The sequence below is a fragment of the Caulobacter sp. D5 genome (genome assembly GCF_003185805.1).
Taxonomy (GTDB): Bacteria; Pseudomonadota; Alphaproteobacteria; order Caulobacterales; family Caulobacteraceae; genus Caulobacter.
Genome location: NZ_QHJY01000172.1, coordinates 1 through 17,314, shown reverse-complemented (window position 1 = coordinate 17,314; position 17,314 = coordinate 1). Strand labels below are relative to the sequence as shown.

The following is a 17,314-nucleotide window of genomic DNA, read 5'->3' as shown; positions in this document are numbered from 1 at the left end:
AGACCTTCGATGAATCCACCGATCCGGGCTTTGGCCCGCGCCACGTTCCGCTGATCCGCGAGGCCATGGCCCGCCAGGGTCTGGACGGTTTCCTCGTGCCCCACGAGGACGAGCACCAGAACGAGTACCTGCCCGCCGCCAACGACCGCCTGGCCTGGGCCAGCGGCTTCACCGGCTCGGCCGGGGCCGGCGTCATCATGAGCGATCGCGCCGCCGTATTCGTCGACGGCCGCTATACGCTTCAGGTCCGCGAACAGGTCGACCAGGGCGTGTTCGAGATCCGCGACCTCGTCGAGGGCGGCGTCCCGGCCTATCTGGAAACCGCCAGGTCGGGCGCCGTCATCGGCTACGACGCCCGCCTGCACAGCCCCGCCGCTCTGGAGGCCCTGAAGGCCGCCGCCGCCCGCGCCGGCGCCACGCTGAAGCCTGTCGCCGCCAACCCGCTCGACGAGGCGTGGGGCCAGCAGCGCCCGGCCCAGCCGCAGGCTCCGGTCGTGCCTCACCCGACGCAATACGCCGGCGAGGAAAGCTCGGCCAAGCGCGCCCGCGTCGGCGCCGGCCTGGGGGCTGACGCCGCGGTCATCACCGCTCCGGCCTCGATCGCCTGGCTGTTCAACATCCGCGGCGGCGACGTCATCCGCACGCCCCTGCCCCTGGCCCAGGCCGTGCTGCGCGCCGACGGCTCTGCCCGTCTGTTCCTCGACCCGGCCAAGGTGACCGACGACCTGCCCGCCTGGCTCGGCAACGAGGTGTCGCTGGAGGCCCCCGAGGCCCTGGAAGGCGCCCTGGCCGACCTCTCCGGCAAGTCGGTGCTGGTCGATCCGGCCCAGTCCTCGGCCTGGTACTTCGACACCCTGACCACCGCCGGCGCCAAGGTCGTGCGGGGCATGGATCCCTGCACCCTGCCCCGCGCCTGCAAGAACGGCGTCGAGCTGGAGGGCACGCGCGAAGCTCACCGCCGCGACGGCGCCGCTTTGACCCGCTTCCTGCATTGGCTGGCCACCGAGGGCCAGGTCAGCCCGCCGGACGAGAAGGAGGCCGTCGCCAAGCTGGAAAGCTTCCGCGAGGCCACCGGCGTGCTGAAGGACCTGTCGTTCGACACCATCGGCGCGGCCAACGGCCACGGCGCCCTGCCCCACTATCGCCCGACCGAGCGCAGCAACGAACGCGCCGCCCTGGGCTCGCTACTGCTGGTCGACAGCGGCGGCCAGTACCTGGACGGCACCACCGACGTCACCCGCACCGTGGCCATCGGCGAGCCCACGGCCGAGATGGTCCAGCGCAACACGCTGGTGCTGAAGGGCCACCTGGCCATCGCCCGCCTGCGTTTCCCGACCGGCACCACCGGCTCGGCCATCGACGCCCTGGCCCGCATGGCCCTTTGGGCTCACGGGCTGGACTACGACCACGGCACCGGCCACGGCGTCGGCGTCTATCTGGGCGTGCACGAAGGTCCGCAGCGGATCAGCAAGGCCCCCAACACGGTTCCCCTGCAGCCCGGCATGATCGTCTCCAACGAGCCCGGCTACTACAAGGACGGCGAATACGGCATCCGCATCGAGAACCTGGAAGTCGTCATGCCCGCCGAGACCGTCGGCGGCGGCGACCGCCCGATGCACCGCTTCGAGGCCCTGACTCTCGCCCCCATCGACCGCCGCCTGGTCGACAAGGCCCTGCTGACGGCCGAGGAAACCGCCCAGTTCGACGCCTATCACGCCCGGGTGCTGCGCGAGATCGGCCCGCGGCTGGAGCCGGAGGTTCGGGCCTGGCTGGAAGAGGTGTGTAAGCCCATCTGACCCCTCTCCCCTTGCGGGAGAGGGTGGCCCCACGGAGTGGGGTCGGGTGAGGGGTCGCACCTACAGAAACGCCGCGACGGCTGGTCAGCTGTCGCGGCGTTTTGCGTCTGAGAGACCCCTCATCCGTCAGCTTCGCTGACACCTTCTCCCGCAAGGGGAGAAGGAGAGTTCTACTTCAACCGCGTCCAGGTCTGCGTCTTGCACAGCGGCGCGACGATGCAGCCCTTCAGTTTGAGCTTGTCGGGCGAGGTCATGGTGATGGTGCCCGAATAGGTGCCGCCGTCGTCGGCGTTGTAGACCTTGCCGCCCGTCCACTTCTCGGGACCGCCGCTGAAGCCCCACAGCATCTGCATGCCCTTCAGCGGGCGCGTGCGCAGCGAGGCGTCCTTGTTCTTGACGTCCTTCTTGGACGGGTCGGTCTTGATGTGGTCGGAGGTCACCAGCTTGCCGCACAGGCTGTTGCCGCAGCGGCTGACCTCGACCTGGCCGCCGTTGGTCTCGGTCAGCCAGAGGCCGGTGATGTCGGCGGCCATGGCCGGCGCGACGAAGGCGGCGCTGGCGACGGCGGCGAGGATGGCGGTCCTTAGCATTCTGGTTTCGACTCCCTACAGCGCGTGTTTAGAACGCGCGTTTATCCCTCGTCGCCCATCTCGCCGTTAGGGGCAAGGCGATTTCAGGGCCTTGTTTTCAAGGTAGGGTCGTAACCATCGTTTGAGCGCTGGGGTTCCGCTCGGCCTTCCTGCTCCAGCCGGCGGTGAACCGCTCCAGGCGCGGCTTCAGCCAGTCCTGCAGCGGCGCGTCGACCAGGCGCTCGAACACCCAGGCGAAGGCGATCGCGGCCGGGAAGGCCATGGCCCAGATCACCCAGTGGGCGGCCTGGTGCAGCTCGACCTTCTGGTCGAGGACGCGTTGCAGGGCGAACCACACCACGCCCACGAACTGGTTGGTCAGGTACAGCGAGAACGACAGGCGCCCGCCGGTCTTGGCCCAGGTCCAGCCGTTCTGGGCCGAGCCGCTGGCGGCGAAGATCAGCAGGCCCAGCAGAGCCAGGCTCGGATAGGCGTATTCGCCGACCACGTTCAGCGCCACGAAGCCGACGATGGCGAAGGCCGCCAGGGCGTCGGCCAGCTTCGGGCCGATCACCACCTCGCGGGCCAGGCGGGCGATCAGCACGCCCATCAGGAACAGCGGAATGGCGCGATAGAGGCCGTTGCGCAGGTGCAGATGGAACGACGGCAGGCCGAAGGCGGCGCGGGCGAAGGCGTCCACCGCCACGAAGATCGCCAGGCCGATCGCCAGGGCCAGCCACGGCGAGCGGATCTTGCCGAACACCCGCCAGATGGTCGGGAACAGGGCGTAGCAGACCAGCAGCGCCGACAACGTCCAGGTCGGCATGTTCCAGCCCGACGGCCCCTGGAAGCCCCAGGTCTGGATGAGGAAGATCTGCGCCGGCAGCTGGTCCCACTGGTACCATTGCGGATTGCGGGCCGGCAGGCCGAGGAACGAGGTGGCCAGCACCAGGGCCACGAAGGCGGCGATCATCACCAGGTGCGCCGGCCACACCCGGGCCACGCGCTTGAGCAGGAAGGCGCGGTCGTCGACCTGGCCGGCGGTGAACCGCGGCCCATAGGCCCGGCCCAGCACATAGCCCGACAGCATCAGGAAGAAGTCGGTGGCCAGATAACCGCGCCCGAACGCCGGATGGATCGAGAACAGCGAAACCGGCGCCTGCTCGGCGTAGTGATAGACCACGATGAAGAAGGCCGCGAAGAACCGCAGCGCATCCAGCGGCCCGCCACGGGACAGCGGACGCGCGGCCTTGGCCGGTTTTGCACCAATATCGGACATGGGCGGACTCCTTCGCGGAGGAAGGAGCAAGGTTGGGGCCAGAAGGAGAGAAAGGCCCCCTCAGTCGCTACGCGACAGCTCCCCCAGAGGGGGAGCATCTAGACGCCGGGATCCTCCCCCTCTGGGGGAGGTGGCCCGGAGGGCCGGAGGGGGTCTGCGCCGACCTCAATCCCCCCGGTCGCCCTTCATCAGCCGCGCCTTGTCGCGCGCCCAGTCCCGGGCGGCTTCGGTCTCGCGCTTGTCGTGGTTCTTCTTGCCCTTGGCCAGGCCGATCTCCAGCTTGGCCAGGCCCTTCTCGTTCCAATAGAGCTTGAGCGGGATCAGGGTGCGGCCGTCGCGCTGCACCGCGCCGATCAGCTTCTCGATCTGCTTGCGGTGCAGCAGCAGCTTCCGGTGCCGGCGCGGCTCGTGGTTGAAGCGGTTGGCGTGGCCGTAGGGCGGAATGTCGGCGTTGATCAGCTTGATCTCGCGCCCTTCGACCGACGCATAGGACTCGGCGATGTTGGCCCGGCCGACGCGCAGCGACTTGACCTCGGTGCCGGTCAGCATGATGCCGGCCTCGAAGGTTTCCTCGATGAAGTAGTCGTACCGGGCGCGCCGGTTCTCGGCGATCGGCTTGGTCATCAGACCAGACCCGCCTCGCGCATCGCTTCCAGGATCGCGGGACGCACGGCTTCGCTGCACGGCGTGATCGGCAGGCGCACGTCTTCCGTGGACAGGCCCAGCTGCGCCAGGGCGAACTTGGTCGGGCCCGGCGATGAGTCGAGGAACAGCGCCTTGTGCAGCTTGATCAGGCGGTCCTGCCAGTAGCGGGCCGTCTCCCAATCGTCGTTGAAGCAGGCGTTCATGAAGGTGGCGCAGGCGTCCGGGGCGACGTTCGAGGTCACCGAGATCACGCCGTGGCCGCCATGGGCCATGTAGCCCAGCGCGGTCGGATCATCGCCGGTCAGCAGCACCCAGTCCTCGCCGCAGGTGATGCGCTGCAGGCTGATGCGGGTCAGGTCGCCGGTGGCGTCCTTGATGCCGACGATGTTGGGCAGCTTCGACAGGCGCACCAGGGTGTCGTTGGAGATGTCGACGCCCGTGCGGCCCGGCACGTTGTAGACGAACACCGGCAGCTCCACGGCGTCGTTGATCGCCTTGTAGTGCTGGTACATGCCCTCTTGGCTCGGGCGATTGTAGTACGGGGTAACGACCAGGGCGGCGTCGGCGCCGACCGTCTTGGCGTGACGCACCAGGTCGATGGCCTCGTCGGTCGAGTTGCTGCCGGCGCCGGCCATCACCGGCACGCGGCCGCGGGCGGTCTTCACGCACAGTTCGACGACGCGCTTGTGCTCGTCGTGCGACAGGGTCGAGGTCTCGCCCGTGGTGCCGACCGGCACCAGGCCGTGCACGCCGCCGGCGATCTGGCGCTCGACCAGCGCGACGAAGCCTTTCTCGTCGACCTCGCCGTTCTGGAACGGGGTGACCAGGGCCGGGATGACGCCCTTGAACGGGGAATGGACCATGACTTGCAATTTGCCGTGAGCAGACGCCGCGAGAGTTGCGGCTGAAACGTGGGGGCGGACAATATGTCCGGGCGCCGCCCGACCGCAACTGGCCGAGCTGACCTTTTCGAGGGTTACGCCCGCCTGGACGGGTCGATCCGGCGGCGAACCGGGCTATAGAGCGTGCATCGTCTCGGTTCCGGCCCCAAATCGGCCCTCGAAGCCGTCGTAGACAAGATAGGGGCCCAGGGCCCGCTCGTGAAGGAGACCGCGTTTTGGCTTTTGGGATTCGTCGGCTTCTCCTCGGTTGCGCCAGCCTGGTCCTGATCTCGGGCGTCGCCGACGCCCAAACGGGCCAGACCGACGAAGAGGGCCTGCCGACCACGCCCCAGCCCTATACCGGCTCGGCCCGTCCCGGCCTGATCAGCACGCCCTACACCGCCAACAATTCCAGCCTGTCCGACAGCGACGCGGCCAATCTGCGCGCCGCCGTCATGGGCCAGCGTTCGGCCGCGACCGTGCGCGCGGCCATGACCGGCATCTCCGACCCGCTGGCCCGCAAGATCGCCCTCTGGGCCCTGGCCGACGTCGGCGCCGAGAGCATGAGCTTCTTCGAGCTGGACCAGGCCCGCCGCGACCTCGTCGGCTGGCCCCGCGCCTCGCGCCGCGACCTGCCGGCCGAGAAGGCCCTCTCGACCTCCGGCCTGACGCCCGCCCAGACCATCGCCTGGTTCGGCGGGTCCGAGCCGCAGACGCCCGAGGGCGCCATGGCCCTGGCGGCGGCCTACCAGGCCAGCGGCCGCGCCCAGGACGCGACCAACCTCATCCGCCGGTTCTGGCGCGGCAAGAGCTTCGAGGTCGACGCCCAGCGAGCCATGCTGGCGCGGTTCGGCGCGGTGCTCACCGCCGACGACCACGCCCGCCGCGCCGACGTCCTGCTCTACGGCCAGCAGGGCCCGGCCGCGCGCGACATGATCGCCCTGCTGCCGACCGACCAGCAGGCCGCGGCCCTGGCCCGCATCGCCCTGCGCTCGGGCGCGAGCAACGCCAACGACCTGGTGGCCGCCCTCCCCCCGGCCCAGCAGCTGTCGCCGGGCGTGGCCTTCGAGCGCGCCTCGGCCCTGCGCCGCAAGGGCATGGACGTGATGGCGCTGGAGCTGGTGCGCTACTTCCCCGCCCCGCCGCCGTCCGACGACGTCGCCGGCGCCATCTGGCGCGAGCGCAAGCAGCTGGTGATGTCGGCGATCAAGAACGGCGACAGCCGCGGGGCCTACGCCGCCGCCAACGCCGGCCTGCCCGGCGGCGCCGATGCGGCCGAGGCCGAGTTCTTCGCCGGCTGGATCGCCCTCTCGCGCCTCAAGGACGCCGACGCCGCCGCCGACCACTTCGGCCGTATCGCCGAGATCGGCGCATCGCCGATCACCCGCGGCCGCGCCCTCTACTGGCAGGGCCGCGCGGCCGAGGCGCAGGGCGACGTCATCGCCGCCCAGGCCTTCTACGGCGACGGCGCCAAGTACATCACCACCTTCTACGGCCAGCTGGCCGCCGAGAAGGCCGGCATCAAGGAGATCCGGCTCGACAAGGACCCGGTGATCACGGAGGCCGACCGCGCCCGCTTCGAAAGCCGCGAACTGGTGCGCGCCGCCAAGCTGCTGCGCGACGTCGGGGCCAACGACGCCTTCCGCGCCCTGGTGCTCTATATCGACGACCAGCTGCCGACCGCGGCCGAGGAGGCCCTGCTGGTCGACTTCGCCCGCAACACCGGCGACCAGGACCTGGCCATGCGCGCGGTCCGCACCGCCGCCCAGCGCGGCTTCATCCTGCCCGAGCGCGGCTATCCCCTGCTCGACCACCACTTCACGCCGATCCCCGGCGCGGCCGAGACCGCCTTCGTCTATTCGATCTCGCGCCAGGAGAGCAATTTCGACCCCCGCGCCCGCTCGGGCGTCGGCGCGCGCGGCATGATGCAGCTGATGCCGCCCACCGCCGCCGGCGTCGCCCGCAAGCTGGGCGAAAGCCACACCGTCGATCGCCTGTTCGAGCCCGACTACAACATGCGCCTGGGCTCGGTTTACCTGGGCGACATGATCAACCGCTTCAGCGGCTCCTACATCATGGCCGCGGCGGCCTACAACGCCGGCCCCGGCCGTCCGCCGCAATGGGTGGCCCTGTGCGGCGACCCGCGCGGCGCCAGCACCGACCCGCTCGACTTCATCGAGTGCATCCCGTTCAGCGAGACCCGCAACTACGTGATGCGCACCCTGGAGACCACCATGGTCTACCGCGCCCGCCTGGGCGGCGGCGTCGCCCCCCTGACCCTGTCGACCGACCTCAAGCGCGGCGGCTACAGCTACGTGCCTGGCGCCGGGACGATGGATCCGATCGGGGGGCGGTAGCCTTCCCAAACCCTCTCTCTGAGAGAGAGGGAGGGGCCCGCCGCGAAGCGGTGGGAGGATGAGAGGCTTCACCTTCGGCAGGACGATCGAAAAACAATTAAAAGTTGAAATCGCTAGAGACAATCGCGCGTAATGAGCCCTATGGCTCTGCTCTATCAGCCGCGACCCGGCGAGGTCGTGATGTGCGATTTCCAGGGATATGTCGCACCTGAGATGGTGAAGCGACGCCCCGTCGTCATCCTGGCCCGTAATCGGCGTAACCGTCAGCTGGTTACGGTTGTGCCGCTATCGACGACCGAGCCAACGCCGCTGGAGCCCTACCACCATCTTCTGGGCAAAAGCCCGATGCCTAACGCGCGGGGCGTCGCCTGCTGGGCCAAATGCGACATGGTGGCCACGGTTTCCCTTGCCCGCCTCGACCGTTGCAAGGCGGGACGCGGCAAGTATCTGGTGCCGATGTTGCCTGCGACGGATTTGACGGCGATCCGCTCAGGCGTTGCAATCGCCCTTGGCGTACCTTAAATTACAACGGTTCCCGTAAGGGACTTGTGAGCCTGCCCCTCAAAAGGCAGCCGGTGCGGCGACAGACGATGACAAGTCCCGCCGCTTCCGCGAATGGGGCCGGGAAACCGGCCCTTTGTCATTTTTGACCGCCCCCTCAAATCCCCTTCTTCTTCGCGTAGGTCTCGAACAGCCCCGGCCAGGCCGCCACCGGCTTGCCGGCGATCGAGCGCAGCCCGAAGCCGTGGCCGCCTTCCTCGAAGACGTGCAGTTCGGCCGGGATGGCCTTGGCCTTCAGGGCGGCGAACATCATCAGGCTGTTCTCGACCGGCACGGCCTTGTCGTCGGCGGCGTGGACCAGGAACACCGGCGGCGTGCGCCCGCCCACCCCGGCCTCGGGCGAATAGGCCTGCACCGTCTCGAACGGCGGGGCCGCGCCCAGGAGCTGCTTGCGCGAGCCGGCGTGGGTCAGGCCGGCGGTCATGGTAATCACCGGATAGATCAGGGCCGACAGGTCCGGGCGGGCCGACAGGTCGTCGGCGGCGTCGACGCGGTCATAGACCTCGGCCTCGAAGCGGGTCGTCAGGCTGGCCGCCACGTGGCCGCCGGCCGAAAAGCCCATGATGGCGATGCGGTTCGGCTGGAACTTCAGCCCCGGCGCCCACGAGCGCACCAGGCGCAGGGCCCGCTGGGCGTCCTGCAGCGGCGCGTCCGGCCCCGCGCCCCAGCCGTCGCCCGGCAGGCGGTAGAGCAGCACGAAGCAGGTGTAGCCGCGATCGGCCAGCCACTGGGCGGTCTCGAAGCCTTCCTTGTCCATGACGACGCGCTCGTAGCCGCCGCCGGGCATCAGGATCACCGCCGCGCCGTTGGGCTTGCGCGGCCGGAACAGGCTGAGCGTCGGCGTGCGGGTGTGGGTCACGGCCCGGTCGCGCGGACCCTTGCCGTCGCTGCGCTCGGTCACCGTCTCCTGGGCGGTCACGCCCTGCGAGCCGGGCGGATCGCTGGGCCACAGCGGCCGCACCTCGCTCGGCTCGGGAACGGCCGGCTTGCGGGCCGCGCTGGCCATGCTCGCGGTCGACAGGGCGGTGATCCCGGCCAGCAGGGCGAAGGCGCCCCGGCGGTTCAGTTGCGGCATGACGTTCCCTCCAAGCTTTACAAGTTGGCGCGGACCTTAAGGCCCTCGGTAACCGGTGGACAAGATCAGCGGCGAGCGCCGCCGAACCTCAGGTGATGCAGTACGATCCCGCTGGTGGTGGCCACGTTCAGCGAGTCGAAGCCATTGGCCATGGGGATGCCGATCCCCTCGGCCCAGGCGATGACGCTCGCCGACAAGCCTGGCCCCTCCGTTCCCAGCAGCACGGCCGCCCGGGCCGGCGGCTCCAGCTGCGCCAGCGTCCGCCCCGCCGACGGCGTCAGGGCCAGCGGCGTGAAGCCGGCCCCGGCCAGCAGGTCCACGGCGTCCTCGCCCTTGCCGATGTAGCCCGTCGGCACGCTCAGCGTCGCCCCCACGGAGACGCGGATGGCCTTGCGGTAGAAGGGGTCGCAGCAGTCGGCGTCCAGCAGCACCGCGTCGGCCCCGAAGGCGGCGGCGTTGCGGAAGATGCCGCCCAGATTGTCGTGGTTGGCGATGCCGAACAGCGCCACCACCACCGCCCGCTCCGGCAGGCGCGCCAGCAGGTCGGCGGCCCGCGTCGCCTGCGGCTTTCGCCCCACCGCCAGCACGCCGCGATGCAGGTGGAAGCCGGCCACGGCGTCCAGCACCGCCTGCTCGACCAGATAGACGGGCGTCTCCGCCTCCAGGCCGTCGAACACCTCGGAGAGCTTGTCGCGGCGCTTGGGGTCGATCAGCAGCGACTCCACCCGCTGGGGAGCGTCGCGCACGAAGGCCCGCAGCACCGTCTCGCCCTCGGCGATGAACCGCCCTTCCCGGCCCACCAGGTCGCGCTCGCGGATGTCGCGATAGGCGGCCAGGCGCGGGTCGGCGGGGTCGGCGATGGAGACGAACTGCGGCACGGCGGATCCGAGGAAAGACTACCGCACGCCCCGTATCGGAAGGATCGCCAGACCGCCAGCCGCCGCGAGGCACGCGGCCACCAGGAACAGCGAATGATAGTCCGTGCGGCTGGGCCCGAGGAACCACACCGCCAGCACCGGGGCCAAGGCCTGGGGCAGCGTGTTGGCCAGGTTGATCACCCCCAGGTCCTTCCCCGCATCGGCCTGCGAGGGCAGCACCTGGCTGACCAGGGCGATGTCGACGGCGTAGTAGCAGCCCGCCCCGCAGCCGAAGACCACGAACCCCGTCAGCACCACCGGCCAGCCCGGCACCAGCGAGAAGGTCAGCATCGCCGTCGCAAGGATCATCGCCGCCCCGGCCGCGAACAGCTTGCGCCGTCCCAGCCGGTCGCTCAGCATGCCGAAGATCATCGCGCAGCAGACATTGGCGACGGTCGCCACGGTGGTCAGCAGGGCCAGCCCCTGCTCGGCCCTCTGGCCCGGGAACAAGGTCGGATACCGCAGCGCGTCCTGCAGGTAGTAGAGCATGTAGCATTGGGTCAGGGTGATCGCGACCAGCACCATGAACCGGCTCACCCAGGCCAGGGCGAAGTCGGGATGCTTGCGCGGATCGACCCACAGCCCTTTCAGAAAGCCGACCAGGCTGAAGCGCTCGGCGTCGTCGGCCATGATCGGTGTGTCCTTCAGGCGCAGGGCGAAAGGCGCGATGGCCAGGGCCAGCACGACGCCGATCGCCAGGTAGCGCGAACCTTCGGAGGTCAGCAGGCCGCCGACCAGCACCGCCCCCGCCACCGCGCCGATCGGATGTCCCAGGCTCAGGAACGCCGCCACCCTGCCCTTCTGGGCGTCGGGCACCCGGTCGGGCAGCAGCGCCAGCAGCGCCGCGAACATCATGTTGAAGGCCAGCTGGAAGCCGATGACGCCGAGGATCAGCTCCAGCCGGCTGTCGGCCAGCATGATCGCCACGTACGAGGCCAGGGTGCCCACCAGGCCGATCAGCAGCCACGGCCGCCGACGGCCGAAGCGCGAGGTCGTCCGATCGCTGATCGCCCCGGCCAGCAGGTTGGCGACGCTGGCGATCAGCGCGCCCCAGAACGCCGTCTGGCTCAGCACCAGCGCCTTCTGGGCCGGATCGAGCGCGGCCGCCTTCAGCGGCAGCAGCACCTGGATCAGCGGCATGAAGCTGACGAAGGCGCCCATCTGGGCGAAGGTGAAGGCGGCGATGAAACTCGGCCGGACCGGTTCGACCGGCCGGCTTGCGCCGCGATGCGACATGACTGCTCCCTGTGACCGACGCGGTCTTGCCGCCGCGTTCGCCTGCCCGGCGACCTTCGCCGCGCCGTTGCGGCCCGGCAAGAGGCGCCGGCGCCCCTGCCTCAGTTTTTTCGCACGCTCCGGGGTCGCGTTCGGTACGCCAAATGTTCTAGGCTGGTCAGAACGGTTGAGTCCAAGCGGCCCGACCAAACGACAGTTCAGTCGTGCTTAGCGGGGAAGCGGCAAACCGATGGCGTCGGTGACCATCTACGACGTGGCGGCGCGCGCCGAGGTTTCGATCAAGACCGTCTCGCGGGTCATGAACAACGAGCCCAACGTGCGGCCGGTGATGCGCGAAAAGGTGCTCGAGGCCGCCCAGGCCCTGGGCTACAGCCCCAACCTCTCGGCCCGCAGCCTGGCCGGCTCCAAGAGCTTCGTCATCGCCGTCTTCGTCGACGCGGCCCTGACCATCGACCACTGGCGCAGCGAGCGCGGCGCCGACTACCTCTCGCGCATCCAGCTGGGCGCCACGCTCCAGTGCCGCGACGCCGGCTACCACCTGCTGGTCGAGCTGATCGACCACGAGGCCCCGCAGATCCGCCAGGAGGTCGGCGCCCTGCTGGCCGCCCTCAAGCCCGACGGCGTGATCCTCACCCCGCCCAGCTCCGACAACGAGATCGTGCTGGAGCTCCTCAACAAGTCCGGCACCCCTTACGTCCGCCTCGGCCCGGAGGAGACCGAGGGTCCCGGCCCGCGCGTGCACATGGACAACTTCGCCGCCGCCCGCGACGTCACCGAGCACCTGGCCGGCCTTGGCCACAAGCGCATCGGCTTCGTGGTCGGCGAGCCGCGCCACGGCGCCAGCCAGGCCCGCCGGGCCGGCTACATGGCCGCCATGGAGGCCCGCGGCCTCTCCGTCGACGCGGCCTGGGTCAAGCAGGGCGACTTCACCTTCCAGTCGGGCCACGACGCCGCCAAGGCCCTCCTGGCCCTGCCCGACCGCCCGACGGCGATCTTCGCCTCCAACGACGACATGGCCCTGGGCGTCCTGGCCGCCGCCGCCGAGGCCGGCGTCCTCGTCCCCGGCGAAGTCTCCGTCGCCGGCTTCGACGACAGCCCCAGCGCCCGCTTCTCCCGCCCCCAACTGACCACCGTCCGCCAACCCGTCGCCGAAATGGCCGAACTGGCCACACGCCTGCTGATCAAGGGCCAGGTGAAGGGCGGCGCGGCGGGGGCGATGGCGGCCCCGATCGACGAACTGCTACCGTTCGAACTGATCCACCGGGCGTCTACCGCGCCGCCGCCGGTGGGGTGAGGGGAACAACTACCCATATAGCGCCAATGCTGGACTTTGGCGAAGGGTCTGAAGCCGACCGTTCGCTCCAGGAGCCGCACCAGGCACCGTCTTTGAGGCTTGGGGTCGCTTAAACCCGAAGCGTAATCCTACCGTCGATAGCCCTAATCAGCTGAATATGCGCGCCGTCGGGGAGATCCAGCCTTCCAGTGTCCTTCACAACCCACGCAAAACGCTCATCGCGGATCACTTTCCAAAGGCTCGCACCGCCACCAGAAATTTCCATCTGGATATGGCCATCGGGCAGATTAATCGCGGCCTTAAACCTGATCATCCCATCCTGGGCCGAGTAGGTCCCGAAACCTAGGCTTTCCTTTATGGCAGCAAGCGAACCTGCCACCTCGAAAGCCTCGCGTCCGGTCGCCCCCTCAAAACGCGTCACGACCAGAAGCTGGCCTTGATGCGCGCGAACCGCATGTTCCCAATCGGTTCGGAGGCGATTTGCAACCACAAGCACAGCACGTGGTACGCGGCTGACCAGCGTTTGCGCTTCGCCAAGATCGATCCCAAGCTCACGGGACAAGATCATCGCGCAGTCAGTGTGCGGTTCGCCGTAACGGAAGGCCCGAACTTGCGGAAGGACATGGCCTTCTAGCGAGTGCGAGATGAGCTCCACCTCAACCACAAACCAGTGCGATCGATCGCGCGCAACCATCGCGAGATCAGGCTTTCGAACCTCCCCATCGTAGAGGAAGCGGCCGCCAAACACGACGCATTGGTACTGAGGGTAGATGCAACCAAAAGCGCGAAGCGTAATCCCCTCGAACTCGGTTTCGCTTGGGGCATCGGGATCGCACATCGTAAAGATGTGGTCAGGCTGACATGGCGCGACCATCATCTTTCTCATGCGTGGCTCCACGAGACATCAGCTACGCCTTCCATCTCAACCTCCTCAGCCTTCAGCCTTTCAATTTCCGGGCTTGTCGCGACAAGCGTGTAGATGGTCGCCCCCCCTTTTCCCGCAGCCGGTCGAAGTACTCGTCCCAAACGCTGAATGCGTTGGCGTCGCGTCGCCGTGCTGGCCGCGATGATTCCAATTTGCGCTTCGGGAACGTTGAAGCCCTCGTCGAGAGCGCGGCACGTCACCAGCACACCCGACCGACCCCGACGAAAATCCAAGAGCGTTTCAGCCCGCATGCGGGCCGGCAACCCAGAATGATAGAGGCCAGCCCTTACACCCGAGGCCATGAGAACTTCGTGGATGACGGCACAAGCTTCAACATCTTCATGGAAGACCAAGATCCTTTCGCCGCGATGCGCCGCGACGAGCCGTAGCGTGATTTCCACCCGAGCAGGACTGAGATTGAGGATGCGCGCGCGCCTCAGATAGAGGCTTACAGCCTCCGGTGAGTCCGAGCCGTTCTCGGAAATTGTACGCGCAATCATGCGCGTCATCTTCGCGTAAGACGTGGCCCGCTCTTCTTCTAGATCGAAGACCACATTCCGAAGAGAAAACGGAACGATAACCTCGTCGCGTAGAGCATCCGCATAGGTGTATTGGTAAATCACATCGCCCAGTGCGGGGATCAGCCGCTCGCGCAGCCCATCATCGTAAGGACGGTAAGGCGTGGCCGACAATCCAAGCCGCTTCTCGGCAGGCAAATCCAGCACGGCGCTGAACTTGTCACTGGCGGCCTTATGGCACTCATCGACGATAAGCATGGTTTGTTCGGCAGCCCATTTGGCCTCCAACTTCGAGACCGTGTTCAGTACGCCAATGTTGATCGTGCCCCGAACCAGCTTGCCCCGGCCGGTGATCAGGTTAACATCGTCCAATCGGAGACTGAAAAAGCTCGTTGCTTCTTCCCACCATTGATCTAGCAGCGCGACTGTAGGCACAACGATCAGTGTGGTCTCAGGGCGAGTTTCGCGAACACAAGCTAGCGCAAATACAGTCTTGCCGCCCCCCGTGACAGCCCCAACGATCCCCCGATGGCCATGGCCTTGCCACGCTTCAATAGCTTCCGTTTGCCAGCGCCGGAGGCCCGAGATCGCCATTTAACTAACCGCCTGCGACAGTCGTCTTTAGATCTTCACGCTCTAAGGCACCAGCAGCATTTGTGATACGAAGTTCCTGGACCCGTAGCAAGGTATCCTTGGCCCGCCGCGCACTGTTGGGGTTCACCGTCGCCTGTTGTTTATGAACTTTGTATTCGGAAATCGCGTCAAAGACGAATTGCCGAATGCACTCATCGATCGCCTCCGTCGTTTCGAGTGACTCATAATAGGGGTGGAGGCGGTTGATGATGATGTCTATCGTATCCGGCTCCGCCGCAGCAACAATGGTAACATAATAGTCGTTCTCCGAGCGCTCCTGCAAAGCAACCTTAATATTTATTTGATTTGCAACCCTAAACTCAGCCAGAAAGTCGTCTTCAGTTAGACTAGATGCTTGACGTTCATTGTTAGCAATAATTGCGGATAACGGCGGAAGAACGGTATTACTGACCGCATCACCCATCTCCGAAGTCGCGAATTCTTTACTTATATTTTGCACCAGATCGCGAATTTTCTCCCGCGTCCAAAGTTGCGTCTTATCTCCCCGCCGTTGGGTCGCATAAGCGCGATAGTCGCTCGTAATCTTCGCCAACTTGGTTTCGAGTTCCTCTTCCTCATCTCCCTGAAAGAGAATGGCGTCCTTGGTGTGCGACACCTCAAAGCCATCCAAATTGAGGACACCCGTGAGCCGCTGGGCAACGAGGTTATTAGCGCCTTCGTCATCAACGCCGCCAAAAATCGAGCGCGGTTTCCACGCATTGGGGAAACCCTGAATTTGCCGCCCATTCTGAAACAGCGAAAATCCACCGAACTTGCGGCCACCTTTGCGAAGAACGCCCACCCACCCTGTTATGGTTTTACCGCCAACCTCCAGCCCGTCGAGATCGAGCCTCATCGGTTGGCCGGCGGAATCTGTATCGAAGGGCGCTTCATCAGGCGGCAAAACTTCCTCGCCGCCATACAGGAGCTTCAGCTCACCAGACAGTATGTCTTTGCGATACATGGAACCGAGATAAGCTCGGATGTTTTCTTCCGTTCGCTTCTGAATGTTGCGGTGGAGATCAGAAATTTCGATCGTCGTGAAGTGGCTAGGCCAGCTGCCTTCTGGAAGGCCAACAAGGCCTCGAGCGGTAGGGTCGACATGATAGGATCGCCGCGCTCCCAGGCGTTGCCGATTTCGATGACGATCGAACCATCATCAGTCAGCAGCTTGGCTAGCTTCGGAGCGAGCGATTTGAGCCAGTTCAGGTACTCTTTTCCCGTCTCGTTTCCGTACTTTTTCTGTCTAAGCAGCGGGAATGGCGGAGAGGTGACAATAAGGTTAACCTTACCCCTCAAGGCCTTTCCCTCCCGGCTTTTGAGGAAATCCTCGATCCGGCTGTTGATCAATTTTCCCTTAGCCGTTTCGTAGACGGTAGGATCTTCCGCCACGTTTTCGAGCTTTTCGGTCACTACATTGGGTTGCAGCGTCATACGGTGCATCCTCGCGAAGCGTCTTCGCCTGCGCCAATTGTAGGAAGCGCCTTTATCTCCTGACTGTACTGTTTGCTCGCCACGTAAAGGTCGTACTCCGTTTGCAGCCGGAGCCATACTTCCGGGTCGGTTTGAAAAAAGTGGGCCAGCCGTAGCGCCGTATCACCTGTGATGGCACGCTTCCCGTTTAAGATGCTGGTCACGCGATTGGGAGGTACGTTCAATTTCCGCGCAAGCGCTGAAGCGTTCATGCCAGCTAGGCCCAGATGGCGGCGCAACACAACCCCCGGGTGAGCAACCCTACGCATATCGACCACCACGTATTCCTAAAATGTGCTTTCTGTATCCCTCTAGACTGAGTCCGCATGACGTCAAACGTCATTGGGCGTAGCTGAATTTCGCCTAGGAGCACCACTTCCACACTTGGGCGCCTTTGATGACCAGCTCCAAAACAGCTAATGCTCGCGGCACCAAGGAAGGTTGCTTCAGAGGCGGGCGAAGCGTTCGGCATCGCGTCGTGACCAGCATCAGAACCCGCAGCTCCCTGGATCTCAGAAGAGGCGGCAACGGACACGTCGGCGAAACGGAGAAGAACGCGGCCTCCACGGCCGCGCCCCTCTCAAAACCTCAGAAGCCTAGAACCGCCCTCACCGCCCCGGTCGCGCGAACGCGGCGACCTTGGCCCTCGCCGCGTGCACCGGGTGTTCCGGCTCGGCATAGCGCTGCGTCGGCGCGGCGTGTGACCCGATGCGGAAGCCGCCGACGTGGTTGGCCAGGTCCGCCGCTTCGGCGCGCAGGGCCCGGGTGGCGTCGGTGGAGCGCTGGGCCATGGCGGTGTTGCGTTGGGTGACCTGGTCGAGTTGGCCGACGGCGCTGTTGACCTCGTTGAGGGCCGTGGCCTGTTCGTTGGCCGAGGCGGCGATCTCGTTGACCAGGCTGTCGATGGCGCCGACCTTGTCGACGATGCCGCGCAGGGCGTCGCCGGTCTGGCGGACCAGTTCAACGCCCTCGCCGACCTGGCGGCTGGAGTCGGAGATCAGGCTCTTGATCTCCTTGGCGGCGTCGGCCGAGCGTTGGGCGAGAGCGCGGACTTCCTGGGCCACGACCGCGAAGCCCTTGCCCGCGTCGCCGGCCCGGGCGGCTTCGACGCCGGCGTTCAGGGCCAGAAGGTTGGTCTGGAAGGCGATCTCGTCG

Annotated in this window: 17 protein-coding genes; 4 read left to right on the top strand and 13 right to left on the bottom strand. The window is 66.7% G+C overall.

Annotated elements, in window-relative coordinates; genetic code table 11:
* Nucleotides 1-1,796 (top strand): aminopeptidase P family protein (locus tag DMC18_RS12630; protein ID WP_110132974.1); only part of this gene is annotated, 1,796 nt, incomplete at its 5' end.
* A gap of 170 nt (nucleotides 1,797-1,966) precedes the next feature.
* Here the strand turns inward: DMC18_RS12630 and DMC18_RS12625 are convergent.
* The 4 genes from DMC18_RS12625 to dapA form a co-directional block, all read right to left on the bottom strand.
* Nucleotides 1,967-2,386: a DUF2147 domain-containing protein gene (locus DMC18_RS12625; protein ID WP_110121220.1), complete on the bottom strand. Its 420-nt coding sequence runs from the start codon at nucleotides 2,384-2,386 to the stop codon at nucleotides 1,967-1,969.
* 97 nt (nucleotides 2,387-2,483) lie between these two features.
* On the bottom strand, nucleotides 2,484-3,644 hold the full coding sequence (locus DMC18_RS12620; RefSeq protein ID WP_110121219.1) for an acyltransferase: 1,161 nt from the start codon (nucleotides 3,642-3,644) through the stop codon (nucleotides 2,484-2,486).
* A gap of 165 nt (nucleotides 3,645-3,809) precedes the next feature.
* On the bottom strand, nucleotides 3,810-4,268 hold the full coding sequence (smpB, locus tag DMC18_RS12615) for an SsrA-binding protein SmpB (RefSeq protein WP_058349779.1): 459 nt from the start codon (nucleotides 4,266-4,268) through the stop codon (nucleotides 3,810-3,812).
* On the bottom strand, nucleotides 4,268-5,152 hold the full coding sequence (dapA, locus tag DMC18_RS12610) for a 4-hydroxy-tetrahydrodipicolinate synthase (protein ID WP_110121218.1): 885 nt from the start codon (nucleotides 5,150-5,152) through the stop codon (nucleotides 4,268-4,270). Before dapA ends, smpB begins: the two co-directional genes overlap by 1 nt.
* A 254-nt stretch (nucleotides 5,153-5,406) precedes the next feature.
* On the opposite strand from dapA, the gene DMC18_RS12605 reads away from it, so the two are divergent.
* The gene (locus DMC18_RS12605; protein ID WP_110132973.1) at nucleotides 5,407-7,527 is read left to right on the top strand and encodes a lytic transglycosylase domain-containing protein; all 2,121 of its coding nucleotides are present in this window, start codon (nucleotides 5,407-5,409) and stop codon (nucleotides 7,525-7,527) included.
* A 141-nt stretch (nucleotides 7,528-7,668) separates the two neighbouring features.
* Nucleotides 7,669-8,049, top strand: coding sequence for a type II toxin-antitoxin system PemK/MazF family toxin (locus DMC18_RS12600; RefSeq protein WP_110121217.1), 381 nt, complete (start codon nucleotides 7,669-7,671; stop codon nucleotides 8,047-8,049).
* Nucleotides 8,050-8,185: 136 nt separating this feature from the next.
* Here DMC18_RS12600 and DMC18_RS12595 read toward each other — a convergent pair whose 3' ends face one another.
* From DMC18_RS12595 to DMC18_RS12585, 3 genes are all read right to left on the bottom strand, one after another.
* Nucleotides 8,186-9,163 (bottom strand): alpha/beta hydrolase, encoded by a 978-nt coding sequence (locus tag DMC18_RS12595; protein ID WP_110121216.1) that lies wholly within the window; start codon nucleotides 9,161-9,163, stop codon nucleotides 8,186-8,188.
* Between the two features lie 65 nt (nucleotides 9,164-9,228).
* Nucleotides 9,229-10,041, bottom strand: coding sequence for an RNA methyltransferase (locus DMC18_RS12590; protein WP_110121215.1), 813 nt, complete (start codon nucleotides 10,039-10,041; stop codon nucleotides 9,229-9,231).
* A gap of 18 nt (nucleotides 10,042-10,059) precedes the next feature.
* Nucleotides 10,060-11,316 carry an MFS transporter gene (locus DMC18_RS12585; RefSeq protein WP_110121214.1) on the bottom strand — a complete coding sequence of 419 codons (1,257 nt, stop codon included), beginning with the start codon at nucleotides 11,314-11,316 and terminating at the stop codon, nucleotides 10,060-10,062.
* A 229-nt stretch (nucleotides 11,317-11,545) separates the two neighbouring features.
* On the opposite strand from DMC18_RS12585, the gene DMC18_RS12580 reads away from it, so the two are divergent.
* A complete protein-coding gene (locus DMC18_RS12580; RefSeq protein ID WP_110121213.1) occupies nucleotides 11,546-12,610 on the top strand; it encodes a LacI family DNA-binding transcriptional regulator in 1,065 nt (354 codons plus the stop codon).
* Between the two features lie 109 nt (nucleotides 12,611-12,719).
* Here the strand turns inward: DMC18_RS12580 and DMC18_RS12575 are convergent, their stop codons facing one another.
* The 6 genes from DMC18_RS12575 to DMC18_RS12550 all read right to left on the bottom strand — a co-directional run.
* Nucleotides 12,720-13,496 carry a hypothetical protein gene (locus tag DMC18_RS12575; RefSeq protein WP_110121212.1) on the bottom strand — a complete coding sequence of 259 codons (777 nt, stop codon included), beginning with the start codon at nucleotides 13,494-13,496 and terminating at the stop codon, nucleotides 12,720-12,722.
* Nucleotides 13,493-14,647, bottom strand: coding sequence for a DEAD/DEAH box helicase (locus DMC18_RS12570; protein WP_110121211.1), 1,155 nt, complete (start codon nucleotides 14,645-14,647; stop codon nucleotides 13,493-13,495). The genes DMC18_RS12575 and DMC18_RS12570 overlap by 4 nt, the downstream gene beginning before the upstream one ends.
* A gap of 4 nt (nucleotides 14,648-14,651) precedes the next feature.
* Nucleotides 14,652-15,650 (bottom strand): hypothetical protein, encoded by a 999-nt coding sequence (locus DMC18_RS25640; RefSeq protein WP_146218061.1) that lies wholly within the window; start codon nucleotides 15,648-15,650, stop codon nucleotides 14,652-14,654.
* The gene (locus DMC18_RS12560) at nucleotides 15,617-16,120 is read right to left on the bottom strand and encodes a DNA methyltransferase (protein WP_110121209.1); all 504 of its coding nucleotides are present in this window, start codon (nucleotides 16,118-16,120) and stop codon (nucleotides 15,617-15,619) included. The genes DMC18_RS25640 and DMC18_RS12560 overlap by 34 nt, the downstream gene beginning before the upstream one ends.
* Nucleotides 16,117-16,428: a HigA family addiction module antitoxin gene (locus DMC18_RS27205; protein WP_110121208.1), complete on the bottom strand. Its 312-nt coding sequence runs from the start codon at nucleotides 16,426-16,428 to the stop codon at nucleotides 16,117-16,119. The genes DMC18_RS12560 and DMC18_RS27205 overlap by 4 nt, the downstream gene beginning before the upstream one ends.
* Nucleotides 16,429-16,767: 339 nt before the next feature.
* On the bottom strand, nucleotides 16,768-17,314 hold a 547-nt coding region (locus DMC18_RS12550), incomplete at its 5' end, for a methyl-accepting chemotaxis protein (protein WP_233248141.1).

Excerpts from the sequence above, each read along its gene's own strand:
- DMC18_RS12600 (WP_110121217.1), top strand. The coding sequence starts at position 7,669 with ATGGCTCTGCTCTATCAGCCGCGACCCGGCGAGGTCGTGATGTGCGAT.
- DMC18_RS12595 (WP_110121216.1), bottom strand. The coding sequence starts at position 9,163 with ATGCCGCAACTGAACCGCCGGGGCGCCTTCGCCCTGCTGGCCGGGATC.
- DMC18_RS12585 (WP_110121214.1), bottom strand. The coding sequence starts at position 11,316 with ATGTCGCATCGCGGCGCAAGCCGGCCGGTCGAACCGGTCCGGCCGAGT.
- smpB (WP_058349779.1), bottom strand. The coding sequence starts at position 4,268 with ATGACCAAGCCGATCGCCGAGAACCGGCGCGCCCGGTACGACTACTTC.
- DMC18_RS12625 (WP_110121220.1), bottom strand. The coding sequence starts at position 2,386 with ATGCTAAGGACCGCCATCCTCGCCGCCGTCGCCAGCGCCGCCTTCGTC.
- dapA (WP_110121218.1), bottom strand. The coding sequence starts at position 5,152 with ATGGTCCATTCCCCGTTCAAGGGCGTCATCCCGGCCCTGGTCACCCCG.
- DMC18_RS12580 (WP_110121213.1), top strand. The coding sequence starts at position 11,546 with ATGGCGTCGGTGACCATCTACGACGTGGCGGCGCGCGCCGAGGTTTCG.
- DMC18_RS12560 (WP_110121209.1), bottom strand. The coding sequence starts at position 16,120 with ATGACGCTGCAACCCAATGTAGTGACCGAAAAGCTCGAAAACGTGGCG.
- DMC18_RS27205 (WP_110121208.1), bottom strand. The coding sequence starts at position 16,428 with ATGCGTAGGGTTGCTCACCCGGGGGTTGTGTTGCGCCGCCATCTGGGC.
- DMC18_RS12620 (WP_110121219.1), bottom strand. The coding sequence starts at position 3,644 with ATGTCCGATATTGGTGCAAAACCGGCCAAGGCCGCGCGTCCGCTGTCC.
- DMC18_RS12570 (WP_110121211.1), bottom strand. The coding sequence starts at position 14,647 with ATGGCGATCTCGGGCCTCCGGCGCTGGCAAACGGAAGCTATTGAAGCG.
- DMC18_RS12575 (WP_110121212.1), bottom strand. The coding sequence starts at position 13,496 with ATGAGAAAGATGATGGTCGCGCCATGTCAGCCTGACCACATCTTTACG.
- DMC18_RS25640 (WP_146218061.1), bottom strand. The coding sequence starts at position 15,650 with ATGTATCGCAAAGACATACTGTCTGGTGAGCTGAAGCTCCTGTATGGC.